Annotated in this window: 13 protein-coding genes; 10 read left to right on the top strand and 3 right to left on the bottom strand. The window is 75.7% G+C overall.

The window, feature by feature from the left end; all coding sequences use genetic code 11:
* The first annotated feature begins 80 nt into the window (after nucleotides 1-80).
* The 8 genes from O7598_RS18920 to O7598_RS18885 are packed head-to-tail and all read left to right on the top strand — an operon-like array spanning nucleotide 81 to nucleotide 8,682.
* Nucleotides 81-1,718, top strand: coding sequence for an HAD-IIIA family hydrolase (locus O7598_RS18920; RefSeq protein WP_442929870.1), 1,638 nt, complete (start codon nucleotides 81-83; stop codon nucleotides 1,716-1,718).
* On the top strand, nucleotides 1,715-2,689 hold the full coding sequence (locus O7598_RS18915) for a glycosyltransferase (protein WP_269692648.1): 975 nt from the start codon (nucleotides 1,715-1,717) through the stop codon (nucleotides 2,687-2,689). The genes O7598_RS18920 and O7598_RS18915 overlap by 4 nt, the downstream gene beginning before the upstream one ends.
* The gene (locus O7598_RS18910; RefSeq protein WP_269692647.1) at nucleotides 2,674-3,891 is read left to right on the top strand and encodes a glycosyltransferase; all 1,218 of its coding nucleotides are present in this window, start codon (nucleotides 2,674-2,676) and stop codon (nucleotides 3,889-3,891) included. The genes O7598_RS18915 and O7598_RS18910 overlap by 16 nt, the downstream gene beginning before the upstream one ends.
* Complete coding sequence (locus O7598_RS18905) at nucleotides 3,891-4,565, top strand: D-sedoheptulose-7-phosphate isomerase (RefSeq protein ID WP_269692646.1); 675 nt, start codon at nucleotides 3,891-3,893, stop codon at nucleotides 4,563-4,565. The genes O7598_RS18910 and O7598_RS18905 overlap by 1 nt, the downstream gene beginning before the upstream one ends.
* A gap of 26 nt (nucleotides 4,566-4,591) precedes the next feature.
* Nucleotides 4,592-6,049, top strand: coding sequence for a PfkB family carbohydrate kinase (locus O7598_RS18900; protein ID WP_442929932.1), 1,458 nt, complete (start codon nucleotides 4,592-4,594; stop codon nucleotides 6,047-6,049).
* A gap of 2 nt (nucleotides 6,050-6,051) precedes the next feature.
* Nucleotides 6,052-6,753, top strand: coding sequence for an SDR family oxidoreductase (locus O7598_RS18895; protein ID WP_269694906.1), 702 nt, complete (start codon nucleotides 6,052-6,054; stop codon nucleotides 6,751-6,753).
* The gene (locus tag O7598_RS18890) at nucleotides 6,750-7,709 is read left to right on the top strand and encodes a glycosyltransferase family 9 protein (protein WP_269692644.1); all 960 of its coding nucleotides are present in this window, start codon (nucleotides 6,750-6,752) and stop codon (nucleotides 7,707-7,709) included. The genes O7598_RS18895 and O7598_RS18890 overlap by 4 nt, the downstream gene beginning before the upstream one ends.
* A complete protein-coding gene (locus O7598_RS18885) occupies nucleotides 7,693-8,682 on the top strand; it encodes a DNA topoisomerase IB (RefSeq protein ID WP_269692643.1) in 990 nt (329 codons plus the stop codon). Before O7598_RS18890 ends, O7598_RS18885 begins: the two co-directional genes overlap by 17 nt.
* Nucleotides 8,683-8,849: 167 nt before the next feature.
* Here O7598_RS18885 and O7598_RS18880 read toward each other — a convergent pair whose 3' ends face one another.
* The 3 genes from O7598_RS18880 to O7598_RS18870 form a co-directional block, all read right to left on the bottom strand.
* On the bottom strand, nucleotides 8,850-9,887 hold the full coding sequence (locus O7598_RS18880) for a helix-turn-helix domain-containing protein (protein WP_269692642.1): 1,038 nt from the start codon (nucleotides 9,885-9,887) through the stop codon (nucleotides 8,850-8,852).
* 121 nt (nucleotides 9,888-10,008) lie between these two features.
* The gene (locus tag O7598_RS18875; RefSeq protein ID WP_269694905.1) at nucleotides 10,009-10,512 is read right to left on the bottom strand and encodes a hypothetical protein; all 504 of its coding nucleotides are present in this window, start codon (nucleotides 10,510-10,512) and stop codon (nucleotides 10,009-10,011) included.
* Nucleotides 10,513-10,575: 63 nt separating this feature from the next.
* Nucleotides 10,576-12,207 carry a RecQ family ATP-dependent DNA helicase gene (locus tag O7598_RS18870; protein ID WP_269692641.1) on the bottom strand — a complete coding sequence of 544 codons (1,632 nt, stop codon included), beginning with the start codon at nucleotides 12,205-12,207 and terminating at the stop codon, nucleotides 10,576-10,578.
* A gap of 122 nt (nucleotides 12,208-12,329) precedes the next feature.
* Here O7598_RS18870 and O7598_RS18865 point away from each other — a divergent pair, with 122 nt between their 5' ends.
* Both O7598_RS18865 and O7598_RS18860 read left to right on the top strand, forming a co-directional pair.
* On the top strand, nucleotides 12,330-13,238 hold the full coding sequence (locus O7598_RS18865; protein ID WP_269692640.1) for a methyltransferase domain-containing protein: 909 nt from the start codon (nucleotides 12,330-12,332) through the stop codon (nucleotides 13,236-13,238).
* 79 nt (nucleotides 13,239-13,317) lie between these two features.
* A complete protein-coding gene (locus tag O7598_RS18860) occupies nucleotides 13,318-13,956 on the top strand; it encodes a TetR/AcrR family transcriptional regulator (protein WP_269692639.1) in 639 nt (212 codons plus the stop codon).
* The last annotated feature ends 1 nt before the right edge of the window (nucleotide 13,957 follow it).

Genomic DNA, 13,957 nt, shown 5'->3' with positions numbered 1-13,957 from the left:
AACGGCCGGGTTAGCTTCTCTTCGACGGCGGGTATCCGAAGTTGACGTTTACTCCTCGGGGGGTCGGGAACCCGCCGCCCGTGCGACGGGACCACGAGCGGGATCAGTGCAGGTCAGCCGGGGTTGACCCGGTTGGCTCGCCCCCGTCCGGCCTCTACCGGGCGGTGCTGCTCGACCGGGACGGCACGCTGGTGGAGGACGTGCCCTACAACGGTGACCCGGAGAAGGTCCGGCCGGTGCCCGGCGCCCGGGAGGCGTTGGACCGGTTGCGCGCCGCCGGGCTGCGGCTGGCCGTGGTGACCAACCAGTCCGGGCTGGCCCGGGGCTATTTCACCGCTCACGACCTGCGCCGGGTCAACGCCCGGGTGGAGGAACTGCTGGGGCCGTTCGACGACTGGCAGATCTGCCCGCACGCGGAGTCGGACCGGTGCGCCTGCCGCAAGCCGGCGCCGGGGATGGTGCACGCCGCCGCCCGTGCGCTCGGCACGACGGCGAGCCGGTGCGTGCTGATCGGGGACATCGGCGCCGACATGGCCGCCGCCGCGGCCGCCGGCGCCGCCGCCGTCATGGTGCCCACGCCGGCGACCCGCGACGCCGAGGTGGCCGCCGCGCCGACCGTCGCCGCCGACCTGCCGGACGCGGTGGAGACGGTGCTGGCCCGGATGCGGCTGGTGGCCGCGCCGGACACCGCCCGCCGGCCGAGCCGGGGCACCGTGCTGGTGGTCCGCAGCGACGCGGCCGGTGACGTGCTGGTCACCGGCCCCGGGATCCGGGCGGTCGCGGCCGGCGCCGAGCGGGTCGTCCTGCTCTGCGGCCCCCGCGGCCGAGCCGCCGCCGACCTGCTGCCCGGCGTCGACGACGTCATCGAATGCCCGCTGCCCTGGATCGACGCCCCCGCCCCACCGGTCGACCCGGACGCGATGCGCGCGCTCACCGACCGGCTCACCGCCGTACGCGCCGACGAAGCGGTCGTCTTCACCTCCTTCCACCAGTCACCCCTGCCCCTGGCCCTGCTGCTGCGCCTCGCCGGCGTACCCCGCATCAGCGCCATCAGCGACGACTACCCCGGCGCCCTGCTCGACGTGCGCCACCGCGTCCCCGTCGGCGTACCCGAACCCGAACGCGCCCTCTCCCTCGCCGTCGCCGCCGGCTACCCCCTGCCCGCCGACGACGAACCCGGACTACGACTGCGCACCGACCGCCTGCCGCCGGCCCCGTCCGCCGCCGGGCCGCCCGGCTATGTGGTGCTGCACCCGGGGTCCTCGGTGGAGACCCGGGCCTGCCCGGTCGAACTGGCCACCCGGATGGTCCGGGTGCTCGGCGCCGCCGGCCTCCGGGTGGTGGTCACCGGCGGCCCGGACGAGCGGGAGCTGACCGCGCGGGTCGCCGCGGCGGGCGGCGTCGACCTCGGTGGACGGACCGGGCTGGACGAGTTGGCGGCGGTGATCGCCCGGGCCGGGGCGCTGGTGGTCGGCAACACCGGGCCGGCGCACCTGGCCGCCGCGTTGGGTGTGCCGGTGGTCAGCCTGTTCGCCCCGACCGTCCCGTTCGGCCAGTGGGGGCCCTACCGGGTGCCCACGGTCCGACTCGGCGACGCCGCGGCACCCTGCCGGGACACCCGCGCCACCACCTGCCCGGTCCCCGGGCACCCCTGCCTCTCGGCGGTCGAGCCGGGCCGGGTGCTGGAGGCGTTGCGACTGCTCGGGGTGGGCGGATGAACATCCTGCTGTGGCACGTGCACGGCTCCTGGACGACGTCCTTCGTGCACGGCAAACACCGCTACCTCATCCCGGTCAACCCCGAGCGCGACGCCTACGGACTCGGCCGCGCCCGCACCTACCCCTGGCCGGACAACGCCGTCGAGATCACCGCATCCGACCTGCGCGCCGCCGACGTCGACCTGGTCGTGCTGCAACGACCCGAGGAACTCGACCTCGCCACGGAATGGCTCGGCCGTCGACCCGGACGTGACCTGCCCGCCGTCTACGTCGAACACAACACCCCCAAGGGCGACGTCCCGAACACCCGCCACCCGATGGCCGACCGCGACGACCTGCTCCTCACCCACGTCACCCACTTCAACGAGCTGTTCTGGGACAACGGCGCCACCCGCACCACCGTCGTCGAACACGGCGTCGTCGCCCCGGCGGTCGAGTGGACCGGCGAACTCGACCGCCTCGCCGTGGTCGTCAACGAGCCGGTACGCCGCTGGCGGGTCACCGGCACCGACCTGCTCGCCCGGTTCGCCGCGCTGGCGCCCCTGGACGTCTACGGCATGAAGGTGGCCGGGCTCGCCGCCCACCTGGGGCTGCCCGCGGACCGGCTGACCAGCCACGACGACGTACCCCAGCACGCCATGCACGCCGAGCTGGGCAAACGACGCGCCTACCTGCACCTGTGCCGGTGGACCTCGCTCGGGCTCAGCCTCATCGAGGCGATGACCATCGGCATGCCGGTCGTCGCGCTCGCCACCACCGAGGCGGTGGAGGCGGTGCCACCCGCCGCCGGCGCGCTCTCCACGCGGGTCGACGTGCTGGTCGACGCCGCCCGGGGCCTGCTGGACGACCCGGCGGCCGCCCGCCGGGCGGGCGTCGCGGCCCGGGCCGCCGCCCGCGACCGCTACGGCCTGGAGCGTTTCCTCGCCGACTGGGACCGGCTGCTGGAGGAGGAAGTATGCGCATCGCGATGATCTCGGAACACGCCAGCCCGCTCGCCGTCCTCGGCGGGGAGGACGCCGGCGGCCAGAACACGCATGTCGCCGAACTCTCCGCCGCCCTCGCGTCCGCCGGCCACGACGTCCGGGTCTACACCCGCCTCGACGCGGTGGACCTGCCGGTGACCGTCCACACCCCGGACGGCTACCAGGTGGTGCACGTGCCCGCCGGCCCGGCCGAGCCGGTGGCCAAGGACGACCTGCTGCCGTACATGCCGGCGTTCGGCGACTGGCTGGCCGAGCGGTGGGGCGCCGGTGACTGGCAGCCCGAGGTGGTGCACGCGCACTTCTGGATGAGCGGCCTGGCCGGGCTCGCCGCGGCCCGGCGCACCGGCGTGCCGGTGGTGCAGACCTACCACGCGCTCGGCACGGTCAAGCGCCGCCACCAGGGTGCCCAGGACACCAGCCCGCCGGGTCGCATCGACCACGAGCGAAAACTGGGCCGCTCGGTGGACCGGGTGGTCGCCCAGTGCCAGGACGAGGTGGCCGAGCTGGTGCGGCTGGGCGTGCCGCGGTCCCGGATGACGGTGGTGCCGTCGGGGGTGAACCTGTCCACGTTCGGTCCGCTGGGCCCGGTCGCCGACTCCGACGGCGGTCGGGCCCGCATCCTCACCGTCGGCCGGCTGGTCGAGCGCAAGGGCTTCCAGGACGTCATCCGGGCCGTTGCCGGGGTGCCGGACGCCGAGTGCGTGGTGGTCGGCGGGCCACCGGCCGGGTTGCTGGAGACCGACCCGTACGCGCTGCGGTTGCGCGCGCTCGCGCAGTCGCTCGGCGTCGCCGACCGGGTCCGCCTCGTCGGCGCGGTGCCGCGCGAGGAGATGGCCCGCTGGTACCGCTCGGCGGACGTGCTGGTCGCCGCGCCCTGGTACGAGCCCTTCGGCCTCACCCCGCTGGAGGCGATGGCGTGCGGCGTGCCGGTGATCGGGACCGCGGTCGGCGGGCTGACCGACACGGTGGTGCCCGGCCGCACCGGCGACCTGGTGCCGGCCCGCGAGCCGGCGGCGCTCGGCGCGGCGATCCGCGGCCTGCTCGGTGACCGGATCCGCCGCTTCGCCTACGCCACCGCGGCCCTGGAACGGGCCCGTACCCACTACTCCTGGGCCGCCGCGGCCGAGCGGCTCGGCGAGCTCTACGGCGAGGTGGCCACCGTGCGCCGGCCCACCCGGGTGGTCGCCTGATGGCGGCCACCCCGGCCACCGGTCCGACGGTCCTGGAGGACCACCTGGCCCGGCTGGCCGCCGCGCTGCTGCCGCTGCGCGCGGCGGAGCGCCTGCTGGCCCGCTGGGGCGGGGAACTGGCGGACCGGCTCGCCGCGGGCGGGCGGCTGCTGGTGGCCGGCAACGGCGGCAGCGCCGCCGAAGCCCAACACCTCACCGCCGAACTCGTCGGCAAACTCCGCCACGACCGCCAACCCCTCTCCGCCATCGCCCTGCACGCCGAAACCAGCGCCCTCACCGCCATCGGCAACGACTACGGATACGACGAGATCTTCGCCCGCCAGGTCCGCGCCCACGGCCGACCCGACGACCTCCTCCTGCTCATGTCCACCAGCGGCACCAGCACCAACCTCCTCACCGCCGCCGACGCCGCCCACCACACCGGCCTGCGCACCTGGGCCTTCACCGGCCCCACCCCCAACCCCCTCGCCGACCTCTGCCACGACACCCTCGCCGTCGACTCACCCGACAGCCAGGTCGTGCAGGAACTGCACCTGGTCGCGGTGCACGTGCTCTGCGAGTACGTCGAGCAGGCGCTGCCGGCGGCGCTCGCCGCCCGCGTCCCGGCCGGCGACGTGCGCGCCGGCGTCGAGGTGGTGCTCGGCGACCCGGATCCGGAGGTGCAGGCCCGATGAGGAGGTCGAGCATGACGGGACCCGTGGTGGTGCTCGGTGACACGCTGCTGGACCGGGACGTCGAAGGGCTGGTGAACCGGCTCTGCCCGGACTCCCCGGTGCCGGTGCTCGACGAGACCACGTCCGTCGACCGTCCCGGCGGTGCCGGCCTGGCCGCCGTCTTCGCGGCCGCGCAGGGCGCCGAGGTCGCGCTGGTCACCGCCGTCGCCGACGACGCCGGCGGAGCCCGCCTGGGCGCCCTGCTCGCCGCTGCCGGGGTGCAGCTGTACGCGCTGCCGCTGGTCGGTGCCACGCCCGAGAAGATCCGGCTGCGGGTGCGCGGGAGGGTGCTGCTGCGCCACGACCGGGGCGGCCCGACAGGTGTGCCCGGTGAGCCGAGCGAGGCCGTGCTGCGGCTGCTCGCCACCGCGTCCGCAGTGCTGGTCAGCGATTACGGGCGCGGCGTCGCCGGCCAGAGCGCCCTGCGCGCCGCGCTGGCCGCCACCCGGGCGCCCGTGGTCTGGGACCCGCACCCGCGCGGCCCGGCGGCGGTCCCCGGGGTGCACCTGGCCACCCCGAACGAGCCGGAGGCCCGTGAGCTGGCGAAGACGCCGCCGGGCGGGTCCCGCCTGGCGAACGCCTCCCGCAGCGCGCAGGCCCTGCGCCGGCGCTGGCAGGCCGGCGCGGTCGCGGTGACCCTGGGCGGGGACGGCGCGCTGCTCTGCCACGCCGGCTCCACCCCGCTGGTGGTGCCGGCGCCGGCCGCCGAGGGGGACACCTGCGGCGCCGGGGACCGGTTCGCCGCCGCGGCCACGCTGGCGCTGGCCCGGGGCGCGCTGGTGTCGGAGGCGGTGCAGGAGGCGGTCACCGAGGCGTCCGCGTACGTGGCCGGCGGGGGAGTGGCCACCGCGCTGCCGTCGCCGCCGGTGGCCGTCGCCCCGGCGCTGGTCACCGCCGGTGGGGACCGGATCGGCGCCGCGGCGGCCGGTGAGGTGGTCTCCCGGGTACGCGCGGCCGGCGGCACCGTGGTGGCCACCGGCGGCTGCTTCGACCTGCTGCACGCCGGGCACCTGGCGACGCTCCAGGCGGCTCGCCGGCTCGGCGACTGCCTGGTCGTCTGCCTCAACTCCGACGCGTCGGTGGCCGGGCTCAAGGGGCCGGAGCGTCCGGTCGTGTCGCAGGGCGACCGGAGTCGGCTGCTCGCCGCGCTCGGCTGCGTCGACGCGGTGCTGATCTTCGACGAGCCGACGCCGCACGCGGCACTGTCCTGGCTGCGCCCGGACGTCTGGGTCAAGGGCGGCGACTACGCCAGCGGCGGCGGCGACCAGACGCTGCCCGAGTCGGAGATCCTGGCCCGCTGGGGCGGGCACACGGTGGTCGTGCCGTACCTGGACGGGCGGTCCACCACCGACATGATCGCGGCGGCCCGGGCCGGCTGGGCGGCGACCCCGGCCGGCACCGCCCGGGAGACGGTCGTCCGATCCACGGCGAAGGGAGCACGATGACCATGAGCGACCACCCGCCCGGCGCCGGGCCCACCGTGCTGGTCACCGGCGGATCCAGCGGTCTCGGCGCGGCGGTCGTCGCCGCGGTCGCGGCCGCCGGCGGCCGGCCCCTGGTGGTGGACCGGCAGCGACCCGCCGACGGGGTGCCCTGGGTCGAGTGCGACCTGGCGGACACCCGCGCCGCCGAGGCCGCCACCCGGGACCTGGCGGAACGCTCCGGCGGGCTGGACGGCCTGGTCACCGCCGCCGGCATGGACGTGCCCGGCAAGCTGGCCGACCTGCCGGCGGAGACCTGGGAGCGGATCGTCACGGTGGACCTGCTCGCCACCGCGGCGGTGGTCCGGGCCGCGCTGCCGTTCCTGGAGGCGTCCCGGGGCACCATCGTCACCGTCGCCTCCACACTCGGCGTCAAGGCGGTCAGCGACGCGACCGCGTACTGCGCGGCCAAGTTCGGGGTGGTCGGCTTCACCCGGGCGCTCGCCGCCGAACTCGCCGGCGCGGTCGGGGTGACCCTGCTCGTCCCCGGCGGCATGCGCACCGCCTTCTTCGACGAGCGGGACGCGCAGTACCGCCCGGGCCCGGACGCGGTGCTCAACGAACCGGCCGACACCGCCGCCGCCGTGATGTTCGCGCTCTCCCAGCCGGCCGGGTGCGCGGTCCGCGAGATGGTGGTCTGCGCCGAGCGGGAGTCGTCGTACCCGTGATCCTGGTGCTGCGCGCGCTCGGCGTGGGTGACCTGGCCACCGCGGTCCCGGCGCTGCGCGGCCTGCGCGCCGGGCTGCCCGGGCGGGAACTGGTGCTCGCCGCCCCGGCGTGGCTGGCGCCGCTGGTGGAGCTGACCGGTGCGGTCGACCGGCTGCTGCCCACCACCGGGCCGCACCGGATCGGCTGGCGCGGGCCGCCGCCGGAGGTGGCGGTGAACCTGCACGGCCGGGGACCCGAGTCGCACCGGGCACTGGCCGCCACCGGGCCGGGGCGGCTGCTCGCCTACCGGAACCCGTCGGCCGGCCACCTCGACGGGCCGGCCTGGGACGGCGACGAGCACGAGGTCCGCCGCTGGTGCCGGCTGCTGCACGCGTACGGGCTGCCGGCCGACCCGGGGGACCTGGCGTTGCGCCGTCCGGCTCCGGCCGGCGTACCCGCCGGGGTGACGGTGCTGCACGCGGGCGGCAAGGTCCCGGCGAAGCGCTGGCCGGCGGACCGGTTCGCCGGGCTGGCCCGGACGCTGGCCGCGCGCGGGCACCGGGTGGTGCTCACCGGCTCGGCGGACGAGCGGGCGCTGGCCGCCCGGGTGGCGGCCGACGCCGGGCTGCCGCCGTCGGCGGTGCTGGCCGGCCGGACCGGGCTGGCCGAGCTGGCCGCGCTGGTCGCCGACGCGCGGCTTGTGGTCAGCGGCGACACCGGCGTGGCCCACCTCGCCACCGGTTACGGCACCGCCTCGGTGGTGCTCTTCGGGCCGGTGCCGGCGGCGCACTGGGGTCCGCCGGTGGACCGGCCGCGGCACCGGGCGCTCGGTGGCGCCGAGCGTGCCGGATCCGGCCGTGGTTCGGCGGGTTCCGGCGGGGTAGGAACGCACCCGAGTCTGGATGCCATCGGGATCGACGAGGTGGTGGCTGCGGTGGCCGCTGTGGAACGGGTGCCCGGTGCGGTTGCGGCGTAGCGACCCGGGCCGGCCCGGGTACGGGCGCCGGCGACGCGGCAAGGGCTGGCTCTTCCTCGACGCGCGGGGCGAGCCGGTACGCGACGCCGACGAGCTGACGCGCCTGCGCGAACTGGTGATCCCGCCGGCGTGGCGGGACGTGTGGATCTCGCCGTACCCGAACGGGCACATCCAGGCCACCGGCGTCGACGCGGCCGGGCGCAAGCAGTACCTCTACCACCCGCAGTGGCGCCGCAAGCGCGACGAGGCCAAGTTCGACCACGTGCTGGAGGTGGCGCACCGGCTGCCGGCGCTGCGCGACCGGGTCGCCCACGACCTGGCGCTGCGCGGCCTGCGGCGGGAGCGGGTGCTGGCCACCGTGGCCCGGCTGCTCGACATGGGCGCGTTCCGGGTCGGCAGCGACCAGTACGCCACCGGCGACGATCCCACGTTCGGCGTGTCCACGCTGCGCCCCGAGCACGCCCGCTCGCGCGGCGGGTGCGTGGTCTTCGAGTTCAAGGCCAAGGGCGGCATCGACCAGGTCCGCCGGATCGAGGACGCGGAGCTGTGCCAGGTGCTGGTGAACCTGCGCCGTCGGCGGCGCGCCCAGGAGCGGCTGTTCGGCTACTGGGACGGGCGGTCCTGGCGTGACGTGCGCAGCGACGAGGTGAACGACTACCTGCGTGACGCCAGCGGCGGGGAGATGACCGCCAAGGACTTCCGCACCTGGCACGCGACCGTGCTGGCCGCCACGGAACTGGCCACGGTGGGCGCGCAGCGGTCCGTGACCGCCCGGCGGCGGGCCGTGGCGGCGGTGATGCGCTCGGTCGCGGACCTGCTCGGCAACACGCCGACGGTGGCGCGGACGTCCTACGTGGATCCCCGCGTGGTCGACCTCTACCACGACGGGGTGCTGGCGCCGGTGCGCCCGGAGATGCCGCGCGAGACGGTGGAGAAGTCGGTGCTGACGCTGCTGGAGGAGGAGACCGACTGACCCGACCGACCCCGTCGGTCCTGGGGGGAAGCGACGGGGCCGGAGCCCGGGGTCGTGCACCGGGGGGCCACCGGGGCGGGCCGCCCGCGGCCGGACAGCCGCGGGCGCCACGCCACGGCCCCCCGTTACCGTTGGACCGCCGCCGGCGTGCCGACGTCGGCCCGGGTTCAGTGTGTACGTGGTGAGTTGACTTCGGATGCCGCGCTGTTGACGTTCCGTGCCTGTTCCAGGTGACGCGCCCGGTACGCCTGCGGCGTCTCCGCCTGCGCGGCCCGGAAGGCGCGGCTGAAGTGGGCCTTGTCCCGGAAGCCCCAGCGGCCGGCGATGAGCTGGATCGAGCGGCCGCCCAGCGCCGGGTCGGCGAGGTCCCGGCGGCACCGGGCCAGCCGCTCGTCGCGGATGTACGCCGCGACGGTGGTCTCCTCGGCCTCGAAGAGCCGGTGCAGGGAGCGCACCGAGATGTGGTGGGCGTCGGCGATCGTGTGCGGGTCCAGCGTGGCGTCAGCGAGGTGCTGCCGGACGTACGCCTGCACCTGGGCCAGCAGGGCGCGGCGCCGGACCTCGGTCGGGACCGCCTCCTCGGAGACCAGGTGGCGCCCGAGCAGCGTGGCGACCAGGTCCAGGCCGACGGTGCCCAGTCGCTCGGCGTCGACCGCGTGGTACTGCTCCGGATGGCCGGTGATCCGGATGAGGTAGTCGGCCAGCAGCGCGCCCACGCCCTCGCTGCCGGACATCCGGCCGGCGAACAGGGGAGCGAGCCGGCGGTGCGGCAACGGCAGCGCGTCGTACGGGATGAGGGCCACCACCGACGCGGCGGCCCGCCCGTCGTCCGCGTGGTGGCTGATCTCCTGCGGTCGGGCGCAGTCGAAGAAGGTGAAGTCGCCGGGCGGGCAGACCCCGCGTTGCCCGTCCTGGTCGGTGATGCCGGTGCCGTTGAGCGTCAGCGCGAGCACGTAGTAGTCGGCGTCGGAGCGGTTGATCAGCTTGCGGGTCCGGATCCCGTCCAGCGAGGGGTAGCGGTGCCGGATGAGCTGCATCGGCCCCAGGTCGAGGAACTCCGCCCGGGCCAGGAAGTTGTCGGCGTGCTCGGTGCGGACCCGCATGAGCGCCGGCGTCTCGGCGATCACCTCCAGCCAGAGCGCCAACCGGTCGGCGGCGGGCGCCTCCGCCGTGTCGAAGATCCGCGGTTGCAACACCGTGTCCATGCGCGACCCCCGTGGTTCGTCGTCCCCTATGAACACGACGCCCCACGGGGCCGAAAAGCGGCAGCCCGTGGGGCGTGACGTCCGTCATAGACGGTCGTGGAACCTTCTGTTAAGGGTCCGCTCAGTCGTTGAGCACCTGGGACAGCCGGTCCCGGAACCGGCGCTCCGAGTCGCTCACCACGTCGCCGCCGATGCCGAGGATGCCGCCGGTGGAGGCGGCGCCCACCACCTGCTCGGCGATCTCCACCAGCCAGTGCCGGTACGCCCCGGCCTGCCCCTCGTCCACCTTGCCGGTGAGCAGGGCGGAGGCCTGGCCGGCGCGGGCCAGCACGTCCTCGATCATCGCTGTCGGATCGTCCGGCGTGATCACCGGCAGTTCCGCGCCGGTCTCCGGGTCGCCGACGCGGGAGACGACCTCGCCGGCCACGGCCGCGACCAGCGGGCTGGCCGACTCCCGGCCGGCGGCGATGGTCTCCAGCCCGGCGGCGTTCTCGGCCATGGTCCGCCGGGTGCCGTCGGACTCGGCCGCGGCCGCCGCGGTGAGCACCGCCTGCGGCAGACCGACCAGCAGCCCCCACTCCTCGTCGGAGACGCCGAACCGGGTGTACGCCGGCTGCTCGATCACGATCAGGTTCCTTTCGCCGTGGTCGTCGTTGTCGACGGGCACCGCCACGGTGCCCGGGTCAGGCTAGTCCAGCTCCAGCAGGCCCTGTTCGGACACCACGCGCACGGACAGCGTCTTGTAGCCCACCTCGTCGAAGAGCACCGTCATCCGGTCGTCCTCGTAGTTGAGCACCAGGCCGGACCCCCACTCGGCGTGCCGGACCTGGCTGTGCACCGGGAACGGCCCGACCGCGCCGTCGTTCGCCACGCTGGTGCCGGCGTGGCAGTTGTCGCAGTGGGCGCAGACCTCGTTCATCTGCTCGCCGAAGTAGGCCAGCAGGACCTGCCCGCGGCAGCCGGTGGTCTCGGCGAACGCGCGCATCATGTCGGTCCGCGACCGGGTCACGGTCTGCTGCCGCTCGGCCTCGGTGCGCGCCGCCCGCCCGGCCTCGACCGCGTCCGGGGCGTAGCGGGGCACGCCGACGCGCTGCCGGGCGCGGGGCTCGGCGGCGCCGATCTGTTCCAGCAGGGACAGGTACTGGCCGAGCTTGCGCGGGCCCAGTCCGGTCAGTTCGCGCAGCTCCTTGCGGGTGCGGGCCTTGCTCCGCAGCACCGCGGCGAGGTCACACAGCTCCTTCTCGTTCGGCAGGCCGCCGCTGAAGTAGCGCTGGAGGCCGACGTCCTCGGCGCGCCAGAGCAGCAGCACCCGCGACGGCGAGCCGTCCCGGCCGGCCCGGCCGATCTCCTGGAAGTAGCTGTCCGGCGAGTCGGGCAGCGCCATGTGCACCACCCAGGCGATGTTCGGCTTGTCGATGCCCATCCCGAACGCCGAGGTGGCCACCATGATCGGCACCTGGTCGGCGAGGAACGCCTCGTGCAGCTGGTGCCGCGCCGCGGTGGGCATGCCGCCGTGGTAGAACTCGGCGGGGAAGCCTGCGGTGGTCAGCCGCTCGGCCAGTTCCTCGGCCGCGCGTCGGGTCGGCACGTAGATGATGCCGGGGCGCTCGTCGTCGCGCAGCAGCGCGATCAGCCGCCGCCAGCGGTAGTCGTCGGTCGGGCAGTACGCCACCTCGAGGAAGAGGTTGGGCCGGTCCAGCCCGGAGACCACCACCTCGGGCTCGCGCAGCCGCAGCCGGGCGATGATGTCGTCGCGGACCGGCGGGGAGGCGGTGGCCGTCAGCGCCACCACCGGAGGGCGGCCGAGCCCGTCGATGAGGTGGCCGAGCGCGAGGTAGTCCGGTCGGAAGTCGTGTCCCCAGGACGAGATGCAGTGCGCCTCGTCGATGGCGACCAGCGCCGGGGCGAGCGAGCGGACCTCGGCGAGCCGGTCCGGGTTGCTCAGTGCCTCCGGCGTGATGAAGAGGAACTCGGCCCGACCGGCCCGGATCTCCTCGATCGCCTCGGCCTGCTGCGTGGCGCTCTCGTCCGAGCTGATCCGCACCGCGCGCAGCTCCGGCCGCCGGCGCTCGTTGAGCGCGGCGATCTGGTCCTGCTGGAGCGCGAGCAGCGGTGAGATCACCACGGTCGGGCCGGGGATGAGGCTGGCCGGGATCTGGTAGATCGCCGACTTGCCGGCGCCGGTGGGCAGCACCACCAGGGCGTCGTGCCGCTTCATGACGGCGCGCATGGCGGCCAGCTGGTTGGGCCGCAACGCGGTCCAGCCGAACAGGTTCTTCGCCGCGTGGCGCAGGTTGGTGGCGTGCGTCGTCAGTTTCATCAACGGCCACAGCTACCCCCGGTCTCCGAGCCCGAAACCGGGGCGGAGGTTGACGTACGGTAACGACCGGCGGCATTATGAATACGCGTTCATGAACAGTCGTTCACGAGAGGAGGTCGGAGGTGCCAGATATCCGCAACGACCAGCAGGAACGCGCATGGAACGGGTACGAGGGCCGGCACTGGGCGGCACACCGGCACCGTTACGACGCGGTCAACGCCGGCTGCAACGACCTGCTGCTCGCCGCCGTCCGGCCGGGCGACCGGGTGCTCGACGTCGGCTGCGGCACCGGCCAGCTGACCCGCCTCGCCGCCGGTCGCAGCGGCGCCGGGTCGGCGCTCGGGGTCGACCTCTCCGCGCCCATGCTGGCCGCCGCCCGCGCCGCCACCGCCGCCGAGGCGGTGTCCAACGTCGACTTCCTGCGGGCCGACGCCCAGGTGCACCCGTTCGCCCCGGGGGCGTACGACGTGGTGCTGAGCCGGTTCGGCGTGATGTTCTTCGCCGAGCCGGTCGCCGCCTTCGGCAACCTGACCCGGGCACTGCGCCCCGGCGGGCGGCTGGCCTTCGTCTGCCTCGACGACTGGCGACGTGGTGACCTCGGCGCCGCGCTCGCGCCGCTGGCCACGCTTCCGGAACCGCCCAACGACGCCACCCCGACGGACGACGCCACCCCGACGGACGACGACATTCCGGGCGGCGGCCACGATCCGGCCGGCGACGACGCACCGGCCGGCGGGCCGCTCTCGCTCGCCGACCCGGCGGTGACCCGCGAGGTGCTCGCCGACGCCGGTCTGGTCGACGTCGACTGCGCGCGCCACGAGGTGGCCGGGACCTGGGGACGCGACGCGGCCGACGCCGGCGCGTTCCTGGCCGGATGGGGGCCGGTCCGGCACCGGCTCGCGCCGCTCGGACCGGCCGTCGGTGAGCGGGTCCGGGACGAACTGGTGGCGGCCATGCGCCCGTACGCCGGCCCGGACGGCGTCCGGCTGCGCACCGCCGCCTGGCTGGTGACCGCCCGACGGCCCGGCTGAGCGCGGGCCCCGCTGCCGCCGGGGCCGGCTCGCACGGGGGAGCCGGCCCCGGCACCCACACCCCCTAGGATCTGCGGTGATGGCACCCAGGAGAGCGGCCGTGCTGCGCGACGGCGGGCAGAGCCTGCGCGAGCACCTGATCACGGCCGCCGCGCGCCTGCTGGACCGGCGCGGGGCGGCCGGGCTGACCGTACGCGACGTGGCCCGCGAGGCCGGCGTCGCCGACGGGGTGCTCTACAACCACTTCGCCGACAAGGAAGAGCTGCTCGCCCACGCGCTGCACGCGCACATCCGGGCGGTCGAGGCGACGCTGGCGGGTGCCGTCCCGCAGCCCGGCGAGGGCAGCCTGGCCGGCAACCTCCGGGCCTGGCTGGACCGGGCACTGGCGCTGCACGCGGCGATCCTGCCCGCGCTCGCCGGCCTGACCACCCAGCCGAAACTGCTCGCCCGGCTCGCCGAGCTGCCCGCCCTGCCCGGCGGCGACCCCGGCGTCCGGGCGGAGTTCGCCGACTACCTGCGGGCCGAGCAGCGCCTCGGCCGGGTCGCGCCGACGGCCGACCCGCGGGCGGCGGCGACCCTGCTCGTCGGCGTCTGCCACGACCTGGTGCTGAGCCGGCTGCTCGACCCGGCCGGTGCGCCGCCGCAGCCCGACCCGGAGCTGGTGGCCGCCCTGGTCGACACGCTGCTGCGCGGGGTGGCTCCGGCCGGGCCCGGCTGAG

The sequence above is a fragment of the Micromonospora sp. WMMC241 genome, assembly GCF_027460165.1.
In the GTDB taxonomy this organism is placed as follows: Bacteria; Actinomycetota; Actinomycetes; order Mycobacteriales; family Micromonosporaceae; genus Micromonospora; species Micromonospora humi.
Note: the sequence above shows the minus strand (reverse complement) of the source record. Positions and strands in the feature narration are given on the sequence as shown.

Excerpts from the sequence above, each read along its gene's own strand:
- O7598_RS18860 (WP_269692639.1), top strand. The coding sequence starts at position 13,318 with ATGGCACCCAGGAGAGCGGCCGTGCTGCGCGACGGCGGGCAGAGCCTG.
- O7598_RS18880 (WP_269692642.1), bottom strand. The coding sequence starts at position 9,887 with ATGGACACGGTGTTGCAACCGCGGATCTTCGACACGGCGGAGGCGCCC.
- O7598_RS18910 (WP_269692647.1), top strand. The coding sequence starts at position 2,674 with ATGCGCATCGCGATGATCTCGGAACACGCCAGCCCGCTCGCCGTCCTC.
- O7598_RS18870 (WP_269692641.1), bottom strand. The coding sequence starts at position 12,207 with ATGAAACTGACGACGCACGCCACCAACCTGCGCCACGCGGCGAAGAAC.
- O7598_RS18895 (WP_269694906.1), top strand. The coding sequence starts at position 6,052 with ATGAGCGACCACCCGCCCGGCGCCGGGCCCACCGTGCTGGTCACCGGC.
- O7598_RS18905 (WP_269692646.1), top strand. The coding sequence starts at position 3,891 with ATGGCGGCCACCCCGGCCACCGGTCCGACGGTCCTGGAGGACCACCTG.
- O7598_RS18915 (WP_269692648.1), top strand. The coding sequence starts at position 1,715 with ATGAACATCCTGCTGTGGCACGTGCACGGCTCCTGGACGACGTCCTTC.